The sequence below is a fragment of the Paenibacillus sp. FSL F4-0243 genome (assembly GCF_037963295.1).
Taxonomy (GTDB): domain Bacteria; phylum Bacillota; class Bacilli; order Paenibacillales; family Paenibacillaceae; genus Paenibacillus_AQ.
The window spans coordinates 235,357-254,719 of the sequence record NZ_CP150151.1; the positions used below are offsets into that span (position 1 = coordinate 235,357).

The window sequence follows — 19,363 nt, forward strand, 5'->3', positions numbered from 1 at the left end:
CTTATAGTTCATTATGAATTTAATCAGAAAAGAGGTTTAGATCATGACGGATACATCATCACAAAATGCAGATAAGCTGCTGAAAATACTTGTAGTTACCTTAATATTCTCGGTTATGAACGGTACGATGTTCAATGTAGCTCTCCCTGAGATCGGCAAAGAGTTTAATCTCGTTCCATCGCAGGTTAGTTGGATTATGACCAGTTATATGGTGGTTTACGCGGTAGGTTCTATCGTCATGGGGAAATTGGCGGATAAGTATCGGTTGAAAGATTTGTTAACGTATGGACTGCTTATATTCGCTCTCGGTTCATTAATAGGTCTGTTTGCTAGTGAGTTTTGGATTATTATTCTGGGCCGTGTAATTCAAGCTGCCGGTGCTTCCGTCCTTCCTGCAACAGCAATGATCATTCCAATCCGGTATTTTGCTCCCGAGAAGAGGGGGAGAGCACTTGGGACTTCTGCGGTTGGGTTAGCGCTTGGTAATGCTTTGGGACCGGTCGCTGCAGGCCTTATCACCAGCTTTGGAAGCTGGAGACTCATGTTCGTCCTTTCCTTGCTTCCGCTACTGACGCTTCCTTTCTTCCGAAAGTATTTAGATAATGCGAGAGGGAAGGCAGGAAGTATTGATGTCCTTGGTGGCGGGTTACTAGCTGCAGCAGTCGCAATCTTCTTGCTTGCCATCACACAGATGCAACTGTGGTTGTTCCTCGGGGGCCTTGTCTTGCTAGCCTTATTTATCATTCGGATTCGGAAAGCTGAGGAGCCCTTTATTAAACCCGTTTTGTTCCGTAACAAAACCTATTCGATTGGGTTGTTGCTTGCTTTTACGACGACAGCTATGAGCTTTAGCATGACATTCATGACACCACAATTTCTAGCGACAGTGAATGGTTTGTCCCCTTCGACCATTGGTTTCGTGTTAGTACCAGCTGCTATTGCTTCGGCTATCATGGGACGCAAGGGAGGCAGGTTGGCTGATGATCGTGGTAATTTCGTGCTTGTGTTCGTCGCTTCGGTATTGTTATTTCTTGCTTTCTCCCTACTCTCTACTTTTATTGGATTATCGGCATATTTCATTGCCATTATTTTAATATTAGGGAACGTGGGCCAGACTTTCATGCAAATCTCGATGTCCAATACGATTTCGCGGACACTGCCAAAAGAGGAAACAGGAGTGGGTATGGGATTACTCTCCATGATCAATTTCATCTCTGGCGCGACGGCCATGAGTGTGGTCGGTAAAATGCTCGACAAGGGTACTGCCGCTGTGCAGTTCAATCCTTTGAATGCTAATGCAACTGCCCATGTGTACAGTAATATTTTTCTCGTCATGTCCCTAGTGATTATTGCTGTAGTTGTACTTTACCGTTATCAGTTTGGCACGGGTGCTCCCGGGTCGATGAATATTAAGAAAAAAATGGAGGTTTAATATGCCGCATTCAGCGCCTTATGGATATTATTCCCTCTATAAATTAAGCGCATGAAGAAACCATGAAGGTTATAATAGATACAAAGAAGAACCGATGTTTGCTAACCAACAGTACAATAGACCCCGTATCTTACGATGGGTGGGGTCTATTTTTTTGGCGTAAGGCTGTAATGGGAAAATTGTGGAGTCGGTATTATTGAAAGGTGATTTAAATGTTAAAAGCTTATGGTTGGCTCACTTTTTGTGTAGTCGTATGGGGCAGTAATTTTGTGTTTGGAAAGATCTTAGTTGAGGACTTCTCCCCCGGTCTATTAACTTCACTGAGACTTTTATTTATAGTGTTATGTCTAGTAGGAATAACGGCTTACAAAAAGAATTTTAAGCTGGTGAGTAAATCGGATGTATTCCTAATTTTATCGCTAGGTGTTATTGGTGTGTTTATTAATCAATGGTCCTTTTTTAAAGGGCTGCAAACAGCTGATCCAACAACATCTGCAATCATTTTAGCTATGACTCCTATTTTAACGGGTTTATTAGCGGCAATTTTTTTAAAGGAAAGATTAACGATCCGTATGTTGATGGGGTCTATTCTAGCGATCATAGGCATTTATTTTGTCGTTGTAAAAGGGGGATCCTCCTCTTTGCATTTTGATAAAGGACTACTGTGGATTGTTGTAACGATGATAACCTTCGCCATTATGATTATTATGACTAGGGTACTCTCACAAAGAATAGATCCGCTCACGATTACTTTATATTCGAATCTGGTGGGCTTTATTGTATCGGTCCCGTTTGCCTTCTCGCTAGATACACCTTTACGAATGAGCTCGAATATTACGGATTGGGCTCTTCTGATCGGAACAGCTGTTGTTGTACATGGTGTAGCTACACTGGTTTGGAATAACAATATTCGCCATGTTGATGCTTCAAAAGCGTCTGTATTATCTAATTTAGAGCCTTTTGTAGCTATGATCATGGGGTTGATATTACTGCATAAACCGATCACAGGTGTAGAAATATTAGGGTCTTTGTTCATTCTAGCAGGAGTTATGCTATCTACGTATCAACGAAAAATGCGATATAAGCAAACAATGGGCTGATTTTCTGAGTCTTTAGATGTTCTGAAGTTAATCAAGCAAATAAAACCATTTTATGGTATGTTTTTTGCGATGGATGTTATAACTTGGGAGCTGCATAAGGATGATAGGGAATACGACAGGGAATGCGACAGACAAAGAACGGACGATATTTGATCATGCTGGAAATACGATTAAGACAGAAGATCGAGAGATTCGAATTCTTGCCAAGTATGAGGAACCGCTGGTTGTCTTGCTAGGAAATGTGCTTAGCGATGAGGAGTGTAATGAGTTAATTGAATATTCTAGGCAACGATTGCAACGTTCAAGAATTGGTGAAGACCATGCGGTCAATCCGATTAGAACGAGCAGTGGTGTGTTCTGTGAGGAGAATGAGACGGTTACAAGAATCGAGAAACGATTCTCTCAAATTATGAATATTCCTATCGAGCATGGTGATGGCTTGCAAGTTCTGCTGTATATCCCTGGTCAAGAGTATTTACCCCATCATGATTTCTTCACACAAACGAGTCGAGCAAGTAGCAATAATCGAATTAGTACGCTCGTGATGTATTTGAATGATGTGGAGGAAGGTGGAGAAACAGCTTTCCCTATGCTTAATTTAACAGTGAGTCCTAACAAAGGTATGGCGGTCTACTTCGAATATTTTTACGATAATCATGAATTAAACGAGTCCACCTTGCATGCAGGTACGCCAGTGATCAAAGGCGAAAAGTGGGTTGCAACGATGTGGATGAGAAGACAAGTCCTTCGCTCATCATAGAGGTATGAACAGATACTAAGTTCCACATGGAGTATCAGTAAAGACACCTTAAAAGGTGTCTTTTTTCGTTTAGCGGCAATGTCTACTCCACCAAAACGCCATTAATGAACGTCATAGTTTTATCTTTGAATTCAAGGATAAATTTGTTTGGAAAATCCAGATCGGTTTGAATCTCCGTCCCCAACATAACTTTTTTTCCTACATCATCAAAGGGATTATGAATCAAGCCTCTAGGGGTATATTTAGTTTCGGAACCGATCACATTATTATTTTCATCGCGGATAAATTTAGTTTTTCCTGAGAACACCAAGTCCTTGCCGTTTTCCAAAGTCAGATGAACCTCCAAATGAGTCTTTGTCTTCTGATAATCGATAGTCACATCTTTAGAGGACACAGGGAAGCCAATCACAAAAAGTCCAATAAGAGCTGCAGCCAGTATGATTACCGATAAGATGGAAAGGACGATTACCTTTATGTTTTTTGATTTCACCTTTTTAAAATAATTAAGTTTGTTAACCTCTTCTTTATCAACAATAGGCACGTTTAGATTTGCTGTTGCAGTCATTTCGTTATATGACTGAAGGCAGCTTTCGCAGGTTTGCAGATGTTTTTCAATCTCTTCGTTGCTATGTAAAGAGGTTAGCTTTTCGATATAGGAGGGCAATAAATCCTGAATGATCTCGCATTTCATGAAGATCTTCCTTTCATTAATTTTTGTTTTCCACGGTAAAAGGTAACTCTTGCCCAGGTTTCATCCCTTCCGAGAATTTCGCCAATTTCCCGAAAGCTGAACTCTCCGGTCAAACGCAGATACAATACTTCCTTGGTATTTGGATCAAGTAAATGAAGCTGTTTAAATAACTCCATTTTGTCTTGAGCTAAAATGAACTCAGTTTCTGTTGAATTTGCGTTAGAAAAAGGAGGGTCTTCTAATTCACAAGTCTTCCTTTTGTTCTGCTTGTCCAGTTCCTGATACCACACATGCTTAGCAATCTGACAAAGCCATACATATACTTTGCAGGTTCCATCGTATTTGTGTATGGACTTTATAGCTCTATAAAAGGTTTCTTGGGTGATTTCTTCTGCCAGTAAGTGATTATGACAAAAGCTAAATACGAATTTATATACTTGGGTTGAATATTCCCTGTATAATTCCTCTTTGTCCTGCATCCGTTCACCTCCTCACTTTATATATCCGTAAAAAGCTATAAACGTTACAGCCTTTCTAAAATAATTATTAGTATAACGAAATAACGCCTTGGGTGTGTAGTATGATAAAAATCCTTAAAAATGTAAAAAAAGAAGGACTGCTTTTCCTCTATAATTAGATGAGATCTTATTGTATAAGTTACAAGGGGGCTCATAAATGACAATAAAGGTGAACCGACAGTTAAATGAAGGTCCTAAAATTCAAAAAGAACAAGATATTGTCACGAAAATGATTCGTATATATTGTAAGAAAAAACATCACCATAAGGGGCTTTGCAACGAATGTCAGGATCTAAACGATTATGCTCTGAAGAGGTTAGCTTATTGTAAGTTCGGGGAAGTGAAAACGGCTTGTGCTAAATGCCCTATTCATTGTTATAAACCGGAGTATCGTCAAAGAATAAAAGGGGTCATGCGTTTTTCAGGTCCATGGATGTTACTGTATCATCCCATTGAGTCAATTAGGCATATTCCATTACCCAATAAGCTGAGGAAATAAGTAAAAAACGGACATCATTTGATGCCCGTTTTATGATCTAGCATTTTACGTTCTATTTTCCACTAGGCAATAATTTATTCAATAAGATCGCAGCCAATGAAGCCGCTAGTATAGGTGAGCCCAATAAATATTGCACGAATGAAGGTAAGGAATGCAAGTAGTCGCCAGGAATGAGTACCAAAGCTAACGTGATAATCATCGGTATTGCGATAATGTACATTTCTTTCTCGCCAATGGTTACGTTCTTCATCACCTGCACACCATTAATTGCAATGATCCCGCAGACGATAGCGAAGACGCCGCCGATTACAGCGGATGGAATGGAAGAGATCAGAGCAGCTAATTTACCAGAACAACCGAAGAGGACAAACCATCCTCCTACTGCGAGGAAAACCCGGCGGGAGGCAACACCTGTGATGGAGATAATGCCCGCATTGGTAGAATAGCCTGTAACAGGTGTTGAACCGAGTGCAGAAGCAATAAGACAGCCAATCCCCTCACCGATAACCCCTTTATTAATATGTTCGTCTGTTAAAGGTTTATTGATTACGTTGCTGACAGCAAACCAGGTACCTGTTGTTTCAGCTAGCAGTACGAGATAAATAATAACCATGGTGATAATAGCCGAAAAGTTGAACGAGAATCCGAAATCTACAAAAGCGATACGCGGCATGCTAAACCAGTTCGCTTTGCTAATCGCTGAGAAATCTAACACACCCATCAAGTTAGCAGAGATACATCCAACTACTAATGCCATCATGACGGAAATAATTCGGAAGATCGATCCTTTATTACGGAACATAGAACCGAGAATCACGAATAAAAGGAGTGTACCTGCTGAAATAAGGGCTAACAAAACGTTCTGATTGATTGAAGCGCCTGAAGCTCCATAGATATTGTCTCTTATAGCAACAGGTAATAAAGAAAGACCAACTATGAATATGATCGTACCACCTACAATGGGTGGGATAAAGTTCTTAACGATTTTATTAAAGATCCCGACATAGCCCAAAATAATAACTAGAACCGCACCGATTAAGCTGGCACCTAACACGGAACTCCAACCCAGCTCCCCGCCGCCACTAGCGGCATAAATACTGACAATCGCACCAAGCGGAACATAAGATGGACCTTGCGCGATAGGAAGCTTCATACAGAAATAAGTCTGCACAATCGTTGCAAGTCCAGCAGCAATAAAGGTAGATTGAATCAACGCGCTTGACTGATTCGGTTGTAAGCCGATTAACATTGCAATCAGGAAAGGAACTACATAAACGTCCATTGCCAATACATGTTGAAAGCCTAGGATGATGGATTTACCTAAGGAAACTTTCTCATCGGGTAGAACGGTTAATAGTTGTGACTTCAATGGCGCTTGATCTTGTACGTTTGCTTGTGTTTCCACTCAGATGCCCACCTTATATTTTCTAGTTTTATCGATCCTTAACGTGAATGAACCTTTTCACCCTGTACCCAGACTTCACGGATATTCTCAGGTCGAGCTAAATACATCATCTTTTGAAACACGTCCTCTAAATCTTCATTCCCATCAAAAATAGGCAATCTAGCCGATGGTAATTTCGTATCAATAATTTGAACATCCCATGTATAGCCTTCTAGTATCCGACCGATAGGTAAGCTTAAACTTTTACCACCGCCAGCAGTAGCAAGATAGAAAGCTTCATCAATCTTAATCCGTGATCCTAGTAATCCACGCTCTTGTGCAGGAAGGGAAGGATTAACGCCATCCTCTAGCATTCTTGAAGACATTACAGCTTGTCTTATGTTATCGAAGAGACTAGGTGAAAAACCTCCAGAAATATCAGACCCTAAACCAATCTCTACACCTTTGGAGTGGAAATGAGCGATAGGGATGACACTATTGGCAAAATAAGCGTTTGATATCGGACAATGCGCAATAGCCGTTCCTGTCTCTGCAAATAACTCTACATCGTCTTCTTCTAAAAAATTACAATGCGCCATTACAGATTTATCACGGAGCAGACCGAAATCATGCAAGGCAAAAGCATCGTTCTTCTGGAATCGTTCTTGTACATAACCATGTGCCCAATCACTTTCACTACAGTGCGATTGAATATGAGTATCATATTTGGCGGCTAAGTCTCCTAAACCTTGCAAAGCCTCATTTGTACAGCTAGGAATGAACCTAGGTGTCACTACTGGATAAACGCCTTGCTTAGTAGATTTGGCTAGTTCTTTTACCGCTAGTATAAATTCTTCTGTATCTTTAAGTGCGGTGTCGGTGTCAGTGTCGCGATAGTTTTCTGGATTTCCTTGAGGGTCGTCCATTACCACTTTTCCAACGAGTCCACGTTGCCCTTTATCCGCACATATTTGGGCTAATAGTAAACTGGCTTCTTTATGCACCGTTGCAAAATAAAGGGCTGTAGTAGTTCCGTTCGCGAGTAAAGTATCAACCACATCAGAGTAGACCTTTTTAGCAAAATCCAGGTCCGAAAACTTAGACTCCAGTGGGAAGGTGTACGTATTTAACCAATCATAGAGTGGAATATCTAATGCAGTTCCAGATTGAGCCCACTGCGGGGCGTGAACATGCAAGTCGATAAAGCCAGGCAAAAAATACTGACCTTCAGCTAATCGATGGAAGTTGTCTTGGTCTTGATAAGTAGCTAGTAAAGTTTGATAGTCGGGTTCTTCTGGTGAAACGATCTTTTCTATCATTCCATCTGTATTAATGCAGTAGAGATGGTCTTTTAAAATTTGAATTTCCTTTGGTGATTTGCTTGAAAATGAAGTGCCTAGGAATATTTGCATATATTCAGTCATGATTTCCGCCTTAATGTTCGTCTTTTGGTGTTCGTTTGTTATTATAATCCGTAAAAAATGATAAGTCTATACCTAAAGTCGAACAAAGAAGGAGAGTGGGTGCTGAATTATACCCTGATTAGATCATAATTGTTAGGATTACGTAAAATGTATGCGGTTACTTACTTATGCTATAATACATATAGATAAATTAGGTTAAGCGCTTAAGAAAAATGGATTAGGAGTGTTACTGAAATGAGAAGATATAACTTTTGGCGTCCGATCATGCTAATTATTGTCGCGTTGCTTACGAGAAGCCTGGTGACTAACGTATGTATTTTGTTTGGTATGCAGACTGAAGTAGCGAGTAGTATAGGTACGCTGGGCATGGTCATAGCCGGTTTAGTGATGTATAATCGCATGAACATTCGCCGTCGAAAATAACGAACAGATTTCTAGAATCCGATCTATTTGGTTAATTAATAAGATATGAAATTAGCGCAGGAGCATTTGCTGACCCGTTATACATAAAAATAAATCCATCGGGATTTGTTTTTAGGACATAGCCAGTATCATAGAAAATAATGAAAAGGACACCCTTAAGGGTGTCTTTTTTGGGTTGTTCAAGTAACTATACAAAATAATTATAGTCATTCTTTCATCTTTACCACTGTAAATATATGTGAGTAAATAGGTGGGTAAAGAAAGGGGAGAAAAAGAATGCCATATGTTGATAAACTTCCCAAGTCTATAGAAATGCAGCTTACGGAACAACCGTTATTCCACTTTGGATCTGATTTAATGAAAGATGGACAGTTCGGTGAGCAATGGCTTGTATTGACAGAGAAGGAAGTGTCCGTTTGGGGAACGGACGGGAGAATGGTTTCGAAGTTTTTTGTTTCGAGCATAACCGATGCTCGAGTAGTAGGTGGGGTAGGAGGCGGTTCGTTACTTGTAGATACTAAAGAGGGTCCAATCATTCTTATACGTTATACCGCATCGCTTACCTCTATATTTGGATATGCGTCTAAATTAATTGCTGCTGTAGCTAAAGGGGAGGAGCGGCCAACGGCTTCTGAAAAAGAATTTCCAAGACATTGTCCGAAATGCCGCAATCCGCTACCTGACGATTCTCAGACCTGTCCGGTGTGTAAAAGTAACGGCAAGGTTCTATTTCGAATGTTAGGTTACGCTAAGCCGTATAAAATCCAAATGATCGCAGCAGCGATTATGCTGATTTTCACTACATTGATAGAGCTTGTTCCACCTTTTTTGACGAAAATGATTGTAGATAACGTGCTAACAAAAAAGGACATGGGTTCAACGTTGCTATGGATTGTAATTGGGCTTGCAGCCACCTCTCTGGTGGTTACTCTAATGCAGACTGTACGTGGACTTATCGGAGTATGGATTGGCTCAAAAATTATGGGTGATCTGCGTCATGATGTGTATCATTCCTTGATGAAATTGTCGTTATCTTTCTTCGATCGAAGACAGTCTTCGCAATTCATTGGACGGGTAAATAATGACTCTGAGGCGATGCGGCAATTCATGACAGATGGCGTAATATGGGTCTCAGGTGAATCATTAAGGGTGATCGCAATCTTCGCCATTATGTTTAGTATGGATTGGAAGCTAACACTGCTAGCCATGCTACCTATGCCGCTTATGGTAGTACTATCGACTGTATTATGGCCGATGATTGGCAGACGGTGGTACCAGCAGTGGAGATCTATTTTTAGACTAAACGCTCTGGTTGGCGATTCTTTGCAGGGGATTCGTGTGGTTAAAGCATTTGGTCAGGAAACTACGGAAATGTCACGTTATACTGTCGCTAATAAGGAATTGGTACGGCACAATATCCGGATTGAAGGCTTGTGGCAGGGAATGTTTCCCGCCTTTGCGTTAGTTGCTGGCGTAGGTACGCTATTAATTTGGTATTATGGCGGCAGAACGGTGCTTGATGGGCAATTATCTATTGGTACACTAATCGCTTTGGTGACTTACCTCGGGATGCTCCTCGGACCTTTGCAGTGGGTAAGTCAAATGATCAATTGGGCCAGTCATGCGATTTCAGCTGCAGATCGGGTTTTCGAAATTATGGATACACCATCCGATGTGCCTGACACTACGAACCCAGCTGATATTGGTCGTGTTAATGGTGAGGTAGAGTTTAAACAGGTCACTTATGGATACGAAAAGCATCACCCTGTGCTCAAGAACGTGGATTTAAAAGTAGGTGCAGGAGAGATGATTGGTCTGGTCGGACATTCAGGTGCTGGGAAGTCGACCTTCATCAACATGATTTGCCGATTCTATGACACAGATGAGGGTACCATCACCATCGATGGGGTGGATATCCGAAATATTAGCCAGTCTGACCTTCGGAGTCAGATCGGTGTAGTGCTGCAGGAGACATTCCTGTTCGACGGCACGATTGCTGAGAATATCGCTTATTCTAAACCGGACGCTACAGAGCTGGAAATTATGCGTGCTGCTAAAATTGCCAATGCACATGACTTCATCGTTCAGCTACCTGATGGCTATGACACAAGGGTAGGAGAACGTGGGCATAAGTTATCCGGAGGGGAGAAGCAGCGAGTGTCTATTGCCCGAGCAATAATTCACGATCCGCGGATTCTAATTCTGGACGAAGCAACGGCTTCTGTGGATACAGTGACTGAGCGGCAAATCCAAGAAGCGATCTCGCGTCTGGTCAAAGGTAGAACGACATTCGCCATTGCTCATCGACTGTCCACTTTAAGAAATGCCAATCGGCTCGTCGTGCTGGAACGCGGTAAGATTATTGAGGTGGGTACGCATGAAGAATTGCTAGCAGTAGAAGGGGCTTACTTCAAACTGGTCGAGGCACAGAAAGAAATGTCCCAGATCAAGGGGGTAGAAGTGCATGAGTGATCCAATCAGCGTCAGTGATGAATTGAAAGCTCAAGATAAAGATAAAGATCCCTATGAAATTAACATTTTTGAACCGGGTCTGATTTCCTTTAGCCGTAGTCAAGGTGGGGTGTTTCAAGGGGTAATAGAAGGTAAGGTTTATGAAGAACTAATCCTTTTTCGTATATTTCCTTTTCAATACAACACCCAGTATATTTCTGTGAGAAATTCTAAGAGTGAGGAGATTGGTGTCATTCGTGACATTGATCAGCTGGATGAGGAAAGTCGGGGGGAAGTGGACAAAGAATTGCAGCTGCGATACTTTCTTCCCGTTGTGACCCGAATTGATTCCATCAAACAGAAGGCAGATATGTGGATTTGGGAGCTACAAACGAATCTGGGGCAGACCCGTATCGTTATGCGTAACCTGCATGAGCATATGCAATACCCGAGTCTTTACCGCATCATTCTTACTGACGTCAACGGAAAAAGATGCGAAATTCGTGATTATTCCACTTTGGATATTCAGAGTCGGAAAAAGCTGAAAGACGTTTTATAGTGGAAGAAGCAAAGTGCTTGGTAGTTTATACTACTCAGCACTTTTTTGAACTGTGTAAACATCCGCGGTTATCCCTCCTTTATGATGAGGAAACGCATTAGATTGGAGCAAATTTGTCACTAAACTTCCAGTATATGTGGTAATATATTACAACTAGATGATTACTATATGGGAGGTATGTGAGTGAAGCATAAATGGATGAACTCGCCGTACACCTTTGCATTAGGGATGTTTGCGATGATGGTTCCCAGTCAGGCTTTTAGTTCTTTTTACAGTTATTTTTATGTGGAGAAATTGGGCTTGGGCATTGGACTTGCTACACTGGCCAGAACAATCTTTCTGATCTGGGATGCGGTGAATAATCCGCTGTTTGGATACTGGTCAGACCGCACAAATACCCGCTATGGTCGGCGTAGACCCTGGGTGTTCGGCTCGATTCCGCTATTTATGCTGGCGTTTGTGCTGGTGTTCTCTCCACCCGGCGGATTATCTGAAAATGGACTCTTCACTTGGTTTCTAGTGACACTTATTTTCTATGAGGCTGTCGCTACGGTCTTGTGGGTGAACTATGGCGCACTGCTTCCGGAGCTCTTCCGTGGAGATCGTATTCGGGCAAAAGCCTCGGTGATTCAGCAAGGGTATCAAGTGGTTGCTCTGTTAATCGGTACGGCTCTAACGCCAAAACTTTTCGCAGCAATTAACTTCTCTAATATGGCTATTGTGTATGCCTGTGTCTTCGGCGTGTTTATGTTTTTATGTATGATGAATGTCCAAGAGAAGAAAGAGACCACTAAGACTGAACCGTTGAAGCTCATCCCGGCTTTTCGGGAAACGATTCGGAATAAGAAGTTCTGGGTGTTTAATATTTCGAACTCTTTTGCCCAAACGGTTAATGGACTTATAAGCTCGATGATTCCCTTTTATGCAAAATATGTTCTACATATTTCAGAAGCACAGGTATCTATTATGCTCGCGGCTGTCTTTGTCTCGGTCATTCCATTAGTGTTCGTGTGGTATTGGATTATTCGTAAGATGGATGGGGTCAAGGCATGGCGGCTATCGCTTATCCTATATGCTTTATCTGTCATTCCGCTATGGTTCGGTTATGATCTTGTAAGTGGTGTGGCCGCTGGCATTGTTGTTGGTTTCGGACTAGCAGGATTTCTAGTAACCCCGGCAATCGTAGGTGGCAAAATTATTGATGAGGATGCGGAGAAGACAGGTCTGAGAAGAGAAGGCATCTATACCGCGGTAAGTGGATTCATCACTCGCTCGAGCGGATTAATCTCGGCGCTGGCTTTTTTCATTGTAGGGATGATCTTTGGTTACAAGAGTGGCGATGACCCAGGGTCTGATCCAGAAGCAACGTTCCGGTATTTAATAAGCGTGGTGCCGTTATGTCTGCTAGCGATATCTGTTGTCATATCTTTTACTATTAAATTTACATTTACGGGGCAATTGAGAGGTGATGCTGACCATGATCAGAAAATTAATCATCAATTGTGATGACTTTGGGCAAAGCCCTGCCATGAATCAGGCGATTATGCATCTACTAGAAGAGGGAAAAGTATCTTCAGCGACGATCATGGCGGTGGCCCCTGGATTCGAGGAGGCAGCTAGATGGTGTAGCCGTAGGCAACAACAAAATGTGGGCCTTCATTTGACGATGACTAGTGAGTTTGAGGCTTTACGCTGGAGCAGCCTGACGGGGGACTCTTCACTACATGACGATGGCGGGCATCAATATAAGACGGTAAAAGAGTTTGAGCAGGGGGCGCAGACAAAAGCTGTGCTGAAGGAGATTGTTGCGCAGTATGAGAGAGTGAAACAATCGGGAATAGTGATTAGTCATGTAGACAACCATATGGGAAGTTTATATGGCATGGAAACGGGACGTAGCTTGCTCCCGCAGACGTTGTGGAGAATTTCGCGCTGGGGATTGCCATCACGGTTCTTTCGATACATCCATCCAGAGGATCCTCTTCTGGGATCGTTGAAAAATATTGAACGTCCTGTTGCACTTGGATCCGGGCTGGCCGATACACTTGGAGTCCCGATTCCTGATTACTTGTTGTCGCATCCTTTTGGTGTGGAAGAGGGTGAGACGTACGATCGTTTCAAACAATCCATTATTGCCAAGATGTATTCGCTACCTGATGGTGTTAGTGAAACCTATATTCATCCCGGAATCGACGATCCGTGGATGCTTGCAAATATACCACATTGGGAGAAGCGAGTCTGGGAATACCGTCTACCCTTTGATGATGATTTTACCTATGCGATTCGTGATGCTAGTGTTGAATTAACGGACTATCGCTATGTACAGGAGCATTTAAAGCGCCCACGAGTAAAATCTGCGGGGAGACTGTTGAAGAAACTGATAAGTTCATGAGGAAAATAAAAAGACACCTTGAGGGGTGTCTTTTGACTATCCCATTAAACCCTTCAGTCCATTCAAGAATGGGGAAATAGATTTAATCATATTGTAGCCCATTTTCACAACTGGCATTGTTCTTTGGATCATCCCTACGAAGCCCATAATTCCACCGAATCCTGAAGCGCCTGAACTTGCAGCCTCGGTAGCCCCTGCAGCTCCTCCTCCCATTCCGAAAAGTGAGCCGAATAATGGCATGAGTCCTGATACGTTCGCTTTCCGGGAGCGGGAAGAAGAGTGTTTTTTTGATTTTTTGTTTTTATTTTTATTTTTACGTGGTTTGGAGAGGGTCAATCCATCCTTATCGAGGCCAGTTATCCATCCTACATACGTACGTCCATCATGAAGCGTAACGCACACAGGTCTACCCTTGAGCTGTTCAGCTCGCTTGCGAATTTTTGCTCTGTTTGACATTTGTGGATCACCTCATTGGTCTATTTAATTATATATTACTCAGATATCCCGGTGTTGCTTGTGCGGGTTCATCATTAATATGAAAAGAAAGTCCAAAAAATGGATGAGAAAAATTTATACACAAATATTGATCTCAAAGGTCTCTTATTATAGTCAAAGCAACAGAAGCTGATAGATCGAATGAATGAACAACGCTATAGTCCCAAGTATCTCTCGTGAAAGTCCATTGCATTTATAAAGGTGTTCTTCCGCTTATACGATTCGAATACCAATTAGTGAAGGGGGTGGAAGGATGTTATCTGCATGGATTGGGAGTATTACTTTTGCGGGAGCGGCGATTCTTTACATATTACTGTCTTTAGGATTACCTTATGGTGAATTTGCAATGGGTGGCAAACATAGAATCATGCCCTTACAGATGAGGATTGCGTGTGCGATCTCAGTTGTTATACAACTGATTGCAATCTTGTACTTGTTGCAGGCAGGCAACGTGATTTCTATTGGATTACCTTTTGATAGAGGCGTATGTTACTTTTTTACAGTCTATCTAATTCTCAATACCGTAATGAACATATTATCGAAGAGTAAAAAAGAAAGACTTGTGATGACACCTTTGTCTTTAATCACGGCAATTTGCTTTGGGTTTACTGCCATCATGAGTGGGTCTTGAGAGAGTTATTATCAGATAAAGATTCGACGTGTTTTGATCTTATGTATGCGCTTTCTCGGGACACATCTGTATAAGGTGTGTTTTTTTATATGTCTAGAGACTCTTGATCTAATAAAATAACAATGTGACCTAGGTCTTTCTTCACACGTTAATATATTTGACACGAATATATATTAATTTTACAATCCTATACTTTTTCGTCATGTTTGTGTGATATAATATCACCGAAATTATGTAAAAACTACTAGGGGGAATAAATCTTTATGGGATGGAAGACACGATGGAACAAGCCTCTCGCTTCTGTACTAGCAACTGCAGTGCTTTCAGCACAGGTACTAGGTGGAGTCGTTTTGGGTACGGTTTGGAGTCCGGACAAAGCCGAAGCCGCATCTGATGCCACAGCCAAACTCCGGTTGATGAGCACTACGGACGTACACACCAATGTCTACGGCTGGGACTATTTTAAGAATGCAGCCTCTACAACTGTAGGGCTCGATCGAACAGCTACGTTGGTAACTTATGCTAGAAGCGAATATCCTGTTAATAATCTTCTGCTCGACAACGGGGATCTGATTCAAGGTACACCATTGGGAACTTACATTGCGAACGAAAGTAACCTGATGGAATCAGAGACCAAGCTACACCCTATGATTGCGGCTATGAATATCATGAAATATGATGTGGCTACTTTTGGTAATCATGAATTTAATTACGGGCTGGAATTCTTAAATCGTACTATTAAAGGCTATGATAATAATCCATTGACTGGTGCCGATTTCCCCTATGTGAATGCCAATATATATATTGATGATAAAGATGACAATCCAGATAATGACGTAAATGCTTTTGAACCGTTTGTTATTATCAAAAAGCAGATATTGGATAGCGATAACCAACCCCGGGATATTAAAGTCGGTGTACTTGGTCTTGTGACCCCTCAGATTATGGAATGGGACAAGGTTAATCTGGAAGGTAAAGTCATTGCCAAGGACATTGCTGAAATAGCAGCAAAGTTTGTTCCTATTATGAAGACAGAGGGTGCCGATGTTATTGTAGCAATGGCACATACCGGCTTCGATGCAACTGCAGTTGCAGGTACTAATGCAGAAAATGCTATCAATCTTTTAAGTAAAGTTGAAGGCATCGATGCGATTACCTTCTCACACACCCACAAAGTGTTCCCAACAGGTGACAATGCAACGCTTGATGCTTCTTTTAAAGATCCATTAACAAAACTACCATATAATAACGCTCAATCCGTTGTTGATAATGTTTACGGCCACATTAATACTACTCCGGCTGTGCAAGCAGGTTACGGTGGGGGTTACCTGGGGCTGATTGATCTTAATCTGGTGCAGGAAGGCGGCAAATGGAAAGTCGATAAAGAGAACTCTAAAGCTTCGACCCGTTCCATAGCCGATACAAAACCAGATCCTGCTATAGATGCTGCTGTTGCAGCAGACCACCAGGCAACTATTGACTACACAGGTCAAGAGCTAGGCGTTACTACTGCTTCGATGAATAGTTATTTTGCAATGGTTCAGGACGATCCTACAGTGCAAATCGTTACCAATGCCCAAAAGTGGTATGTGGAGAAGTATATTAACACTAACCTTCCACAGTATAAAAATCTTCCGATTCTTAGCGTAGGTGCTCCTTTCAAGGCTGGACGTAACGGCCCTTCGGAGTACACGAGTATTGAGAAAGGTCCACTGACGATTCGCAGTGCAAGTGACTTGTATCTGTATGACAACACGCTGAAAGCTATTAAAGTTAAAGGCTCTGTTGTTAAGGAATGGGTTGAAATGAGTGCGGGTGCGTTTAATACCATCAAAGTGGAGAGTGCAGCACCACAAAGCCTGCTTAATGACAAATTTGCTGTATATAACTTCGATGTTATTGATGGCATTAAGTACACAATTGATGTAACCAAAGCTGCAAAATACACTCCTTCTGGTGAGATTAATGATGCCTTATCGAGTCGTGTGAAGCAAATTACTTATAAAGGTAAAACTTTGGATCCGAACCAAGATTTCATTGTTGTGACTAACAACTACCGCGCAAGTGGTGGTGGGAACTTCCCGGGTGTGAAAGGTTCAGAGATGGTAGTCGATTCTCAGGATGAGAATCGTCAGATCCTTATGGACTACATCAGAGAAGTAGGTACCATTGATCCTTCTGCGGATGGTAACTGGTCATTGGCACCTATTTTAAAAGATGTGAATATCACCTTTACTTCATCACCAGAAGCGGCAAAAGTTACTATGCCAGCCAACATTGAAGACACTGGCGAAAAAGATATTAAGGGGTTTAGTATTTATAAGCTTGCTCTCCCAGCTAAGGATGTTGAAGTTCACCTACTCGGAATCAATGATTTCCACGGACAACTGGATACAGTTTCTGTTGTGAATGACAAAAATGTGGGAACAGCTGCAATTCTTGCAACTTATCTGAATGAAGCACAGGCTAAATATGACAACTCCTTGCTCTTTCATAATGGGGATTCTGTTGGTGCGTCAGCTCCAGTATCTTCACTTGAGCGTGATGAGCCAACGATTGAGTGGATGAACATGATGAGATTTGATGTTGGATCATTGGGGAACCATGAATTTGACCAAGGTGTCGATGCATTAATGACACAATTGAACGGCGGAAAAGACCCTAAGGACAGTAATGTTATACACAAGGGTACAAATTTTGACTATGTCAATGCAAACGCGGTGAAAGCCGACACCCGCGAACCGATTATTAAACCTTATGTAATCAAAGAAGTGGGTGGTGTAAAGATCGGCTTTATTGGACTTGTGACGAAGGCTACACCAAGCAAAGTTTCACCTTCCGGCACAGAAGGTGTATATTTCCTCACACCTGATGAGGAAGTAGCGGCTGTTGAAAAATATGCGAAGGAGCTCCAATCTGAGGGCGTAGAGACGATTGTTGTGCTTGCACATGATCCTGCCACTACTAAAAATGGAGTTACTACAGGTGAAGCTGCTGATCTGGCCAGAGCACTTCCTGCTGATTCTCCGGTTGATGTTATCGTTGCTGGTGACAACCATGGTCTGGCAAACGGAACTGTAAACGGTAAGCTGATTGTACAAGCGTATTCTTACGGTATGGCATTTGAAGATATTAAGCTGACCATTGATCCTAAAACGGGTGATGTGAAGGACAAGTCTGCTGTAGTAACGTACACCAATCACGATGGTGTAACACCAGATCCGGAAAGTGTGGCACTGGTAAATGCTTACCTTGAGAAGCATCCTGAACTTACCCAACCAGTGGGTACAACAGACGGAACTATCACTCGTACCGATGCTTACACCAAAGAAAGCGCACTTGGTAATTTGATCGCTGATGCTATGCGTACTGCTGACTTCGATGACAAAGCAGGTGCTGCTGATTTTGCCTTTATGAATCCAGGTGGTATCCGTGCAGATCTTCCGAAAGGCCCTGTAACCTTTGGCGATCTCGCTAAAATCCAGCCATTCGGTAATACACTAGTGAAGCTGACGCTAACTGGAGCACAGATCAAAACATTACTTCAGCAGCAATGGAATGTGACAGCTGACGGAAAACCAGATATCAAGACGTTACAAATTTCTGGACTGAAATATACAGCGATTATGAATCTGCCAGTGGCAGATCGTATTACGAGTCTTACGTTAAATAATGGAACACCAATTAATCCTACGCAGAAATATACGGCAGTAGTCAATAACTTTATGGCTGCGGGTGGAGATAACTACAAGGTTCTGACTGAAGCGAGTGATTCTCTGGCTGGTCCGATTGATTTGGACGTATTCTACGATTACATTGTGAAGACGTTTGATCGCAAAGAGATCAAGGCGGCAATTGAAGGTCGTATTACTAACAAAGAGAAGGCTGATGATACGGGATCAGGCAATGGCGATGGAGGTTCTAATGTTGTAATTCCAACACCTACTCCAACCGTGAAACCAACAGCAACACCAGCACCAACAGCAACACCAGCGCCTGCGCCAACTACTGCTCCAGCAGCAAGCTTCAAAGATCTGGGTAAGGTAGCTTGGGCGCAAGAAGCTATTCAAGCATTGGCTGCTAAGGGCATTATAAAAGGATTGGATGCAAATACTTTTGCGCCAACTAAAACAGTGACTAGAGCAGAGTTTATTACTATGCTGGTACGCGCACTGAATCTGACGGGTTCGGCAACAACCAGTTCATTCAGCGATGTTAAGCAAGGAGTTTGGTACACGGATTCTATCGCCCTTGCGGTCAAGGCCGGACTTGTAAAAGGCTCTGGAAATGGTAAATTTGAACCGGGTCGTGAAGTGACTCGTGAAGAAATGGCTATTATGATTGCTAATGCATTGAAAGATAAACTACAGCCGATTGATAAGAATGCAGCGCTGGGCAAGTTTGCAGACAAGTCCAGTATTGCTCCTTACGCACAGGACGCTATAGCACAACTGACCCAATTGGGGATTGTTAACGGTGTTGAGGGTGGTAAATTTGCACCTAAGGGCATAGCTAACCGCGCTCAAGCGGCAGTCATTATCTACCGTATGCTTGAACAAGCTTCATAATCCGATAGTTCTTCTAAAAAGTGTATCGATGATCCC

16 protein-coding genes are annotated in these 19,363 nt (G+C 42.2%); 11 read left to right on the top strand and 5 right to left on the bottom strand.

The window, feature by feature from the left end; translation table 11 throughout:
* The first annotated feature begins 43 nt into the window (after window positions 1-43).
* The 3 genes from NSS87_RS01110 to NSS87_RS01120 all read left to right on the top strand — a co-directional run bounded on the left by NSS87_RS01110 (window position 44) and on the right by NSS87_RS01120 (window position 3,292).
* Window positions 44-1,432 carry an MFS transporter gene (locus NSS87_RS01110; protein WP_339244293.1) on the top strand — a complete coding sequence of 463 codons (1,389 nt, stop codon included), beginning with the start codon at window positions 44-46 and terminating at the stop codon, window positions 1,430-1,432.
* A 212-nt stretch (window positions 1,433-1,644) separates the two neighbouring features.
* Window positions 1,645-2,532 carry a DMT family transporter gene (locus tag NSS87_RS01115; protein WP_339244295.1) on the top strand — a complete coding sequence of 296 codons (888 nt, stop codon included), beginning with the start codon at window positions 1,645-1,647 and terminating at the stop codon, window positions 2,530-2,532.
* Window positions 2,533-2,632: 100 nt separating this feature from the next.
* Complete coding sequence (locus NSS87_RS01120) at window positions 2,633-3,292, top strand: 2OG-Fe(II) oxygenase (RefSeq protein WP_042184065.1); 660 nt, start codon at window positions 2,633-2,635, stop codon at window positions 3,290-3,292.
* A gap of 82 nt (window positions 3,293-3,374) precedes the next feature.
* Here the strand turns inward: NSS87_RS01120 and NSS87_RS01125 are convergent, their stop codons facing one another.
* Together NSS87_RS01125 and NSS87_RS01130 are read right to left on the bottom strand one after the other, a co-directional pair.
* A complete protein-coding gene (locus NSS87_RS01125) occupies window positions 3,375-3,983 on the bottom strand; it encodes a zf-HC2 domain-containing protein (RefSeq protein ID WP_339244296.1) in 609 nt (202 codons plus the stop codon).
* Window positions 3,980-4,462: a sigma-70 family RNA polymerase sigma factor gene (locus NSS87_RS01130; RefSeq protein WP_076299957.1), complete on the bottom strand. Its 483-nt coding sequence runs from the start codon at window positions 4,460-4,462 to the stop codon at window positions 3,980-3,982. Before NSS87_RS01130 ends, NSS87_RS01125 begins: the two co-directional genes overlap by 4 nt.
* A 196-nt stretch (window positions 4,463-4,658) precedes the next feature.
* Between NSS87_RS01130 and NSS87_RS01135 the strand changes: the two genes are divergently transcribed.
* Window positions 4,659-5,000 (top strand): nitrous oxide-stimulated promoter family protein, encoded by a 342-nt coding sequence (locus tag NSS87_RS01135; RefSeq protein ID WP_076299956.1) that lies wholly within the window; start codon window positions 4,659-4,661, stop codon window positions 4,998-5,000.
* Window positions 5,001-5,052: 52 nt separating this feature from the next.
* Here NSS87_RS01135 and NSS87_RS01140 read toward each other — a convergent pair whose 3' ends face one another.
* Window positions 5,053-6,405: a solute carrier family 23 protein gene (locus NSS87_RS01140; protein ID WP_339244298.1), complete on the bottom strand. Its 1,353-nt coding sequence runs from the start codon at window positions 6,403-6,405 to the stop codon at window positions 5,053-5,055.
* A gap of 38 nt (window positions 6,406-6,443) precedes the next feature.
* Entirely contained in the window at window positions 6,444-7,808 is a 1,365-nt protein-coding gene (gene guaD / locus NSS87_RS01145) for a guanine deaminase (RefSeq protein ID WP_339244299.1), read from the bottom strand.
* A 234-nt stretch (window positions 7,809-8,042) separates the two neighbouring features.
* Between guaD and NSS87_RS01150 the strand changes: the two genes are divergently transcribed.
* The 5 genes from NSS87_RS01150 to NSS87_RS01170 all read left to right on the top strand — a co-directional run bounded on the left by NSS87_RS01150 (window position 8,043) and on the right by NSS87_RS01170 (window position 13,633).
* Window positions 8,043-8,231 (top strand): hypothetical protein, encoded by a 189-nt coding sequence (locus tag NSS87_RS01150; RefSeq protein ID WP_042184077.1) that lies wholly within the window; start codon window positions 8,043-8,045, stop codon window positions 8,229-8,231.
* A gap of 276 nt (window positions 8,232-8,507) precedes the next feature.
* Window positions 8,508-10,703 carry an ABC transporter ATP-binding protein gene (locus tag NSS87_RS01155; RefSeq protein ID WP_339244301.1) on the top strand — a complete coding sequence of 732 codons (2,196 nt, stop codon included), beginning with the start codon at window positions 8,508-8,510 and terminating at the stop codon, window positions 10,701-10,703.
* Window positions 10,696-11,241, top strand: a complete 546-nt coding sequence (locus NSS87_RS01160; RefSeq protein WP_339244302.1) for a DUF1854 domain-containing protein — start codon at window positions 10,696-10,698, stop codon at window positions 11,239-11,241. The genes NSS87_RS01155 and NSS87_RS01160 overlap by 8 nt, the downstream gene beginning before the upstream one ends.
* A gap of 183 nt (window positions 11,242-11,424) precedes the next feature.
* A complete protein-coding gene (locus NSS87_RS01165) occupies window positions 11,425-12,747 on the top strand; it encodes an MFS transporter (RefSeq protein ID WP_042184084.1) in 1,323 nt (440 codons plus the stop codon).
* The gene (locus NSS87_RS01170) at window positions 12,719-13,633 is read left to right on the top strand and encodes a polysaccharide deacetylase family protein (protein WP_042184085.1); all 915 of its coding nucleotides are present in this window, start codon (window positions 12,719-12,721) and stop codon (window positions 13,631-13,633) included. Before NSS87_RS01165 ends, NSS87_RS01170 begins: the two co-directional genes overlap by 29 nt.
* A gap of 36 nt (window positions 13,634-13,669) precedes the next feature.
* Here NSS87_RS01170 and NSS87_RS01175 read toward each other — a convergent pair whose 3' ends face one another.
* A complete protein-coding gene (locus tag NSS87_RS01175; protein WP_339244304.1) occupies window positions 13,670-14,089 on the bottom strand; it encodes a hypothetical protein in 420 nt (139 codons plus the stop codon).
* 292 nt (window positions 14,090-14,381) lie between these two features.
* Here NSS87_RS01175 and NSS87_RS01180 point away from each other — a divergent pair, with 292 nt between their 5' ends.
* Together NSS87_RS01180 and NSS87_RS01185 are read left to right on the top strand one after the other, a co-directional pair.
* Window positions 14,382-14,759: a hypothetical protein gene (locus tag NSS87_RS01180; protein WP_339244305.1), complete on the top strand. Its 378-nt coding sequence runs from the start codon at window positions 14,382-14,384 to the stop codon at window positions 14,757-14,759.
* Window positions 14,760-15,022: 263 nt separating this feature from the next.
* Window positions 15,023-19,327: a bifunctional 2',3'-cyclic-nucleotide 2'-phosphodiesterase/3'-nucleotidase gene (locus tag NSS87_RS01185; RefSeq protein ID WP_339244307.1), complete on the top strand. Its 4,305-nt coding sequence runs from the start codon at window positions 15,023-15,025 to the stop codon at window positions 19,325-19,327.
* Window positions 19,328-19,363 lie beyond the last annotated feature (36 nt).

Excerpts from the sequence above, each read along its gene's own strand:
- NSS87_RS01110 (WP_339244293.1), top strand. The coding sequence starts at position 44 with ATGACGGATACATCATCACAAAATGCAGATAAGCTGCTGAAAATACTT.
- NSS87_RS01115 (WP_339244295.1), top strand. The coding sequence starts at position 1,645 with ATGTTAAAAGCTTATGGTTGGCTCACTTTTTGTGTAGTCGTATGGGGC.
- NSS87_RS01120 (WP_042184065.1), top strand. The coding sequence starts at position 2,633 with ATGATAGGGAATACGACAGGGAATGCGACAGACAAAGAACGGACGATA.
- NSS87_RS01125 (WP_339244296.1), bottom strand. The coding sequence starts at position 3,983 with ATGAAATGCGAGATCATTCAGGATTTATTGCCCTCCTATATCGAAAAG.
- NSS87_RS01130 (WP_076299957.1), bottom strand. The coding sequence starts at position 4,462 with ATGCAGGACAAAGAGGAATTATACAGGGAATATTCAACCCAAGTATAT.
- NSS87_RS01135 (WP_076299956.1), top strand. The coding sequence starts at position 4,659 with ATGACAATAAAGGTGAACCGACAGTTAAATGAAGGTCCTAAAATTCAA.
- guaD (WP_339244299.1), bottom strand. The coding sequence starts at position 7,808 with ATGACTGAATATATGCAAATATTCCTAGGCACTTCATTTTCAAGCAAA.
- NSS87_RS01150 (WP_042184077.1), top strand. The coding sequence starts at position 8,043 with ATGAGAAGATATAACTTTTGGCGTCCGATCATGCTAATTATTGTCGCG.
- NSS87_RS01155 (WP_339244301.1), top strand. The coding sequence starts at position 8,508 with ATGCCATATGTTGATAAACTTCCCAAGTCTATAGAAATGCAGCTTACG.
- NSS87_RS01160 (WP_339244302.1), top strand. The coding sequence starts at position 10,696 with ATGAGTGATCCAATCAGCGTCAGTGATGAATTGAAAGCTCAAGATAAA.
- NSS87_RS01170 (WP_042184085.1), top strand. The coding sequence starts at position 12,719 with ATGATCAGAAAATTAATCATCAATTGTGATGACTTTGGGCAAAGCCCT.
- NSS87_RS01175 (WP_339244304.1), bottom strand. The coding sequence starts at position 14,089 with ATGTCAAACAGAGCAAAAATTCGCAAGCGAGCTGAACAGCTCAAGGGT.
- NSS87_RS01180 (WP_339244305.1), top strand. The coding sequence starts at position 14,382 with ATGTTATCTGCATGGATTGGGAGTATTACTTTTGCGGGAGCGGCGATT.
- NSS87_RS01185 (WP_339244307.1), top strand. The coding sequence starts at position 15,023 with ATGGGATGGAAGACACGATGGAACAAGCCTCTCGCTTCTGTACTAGCA.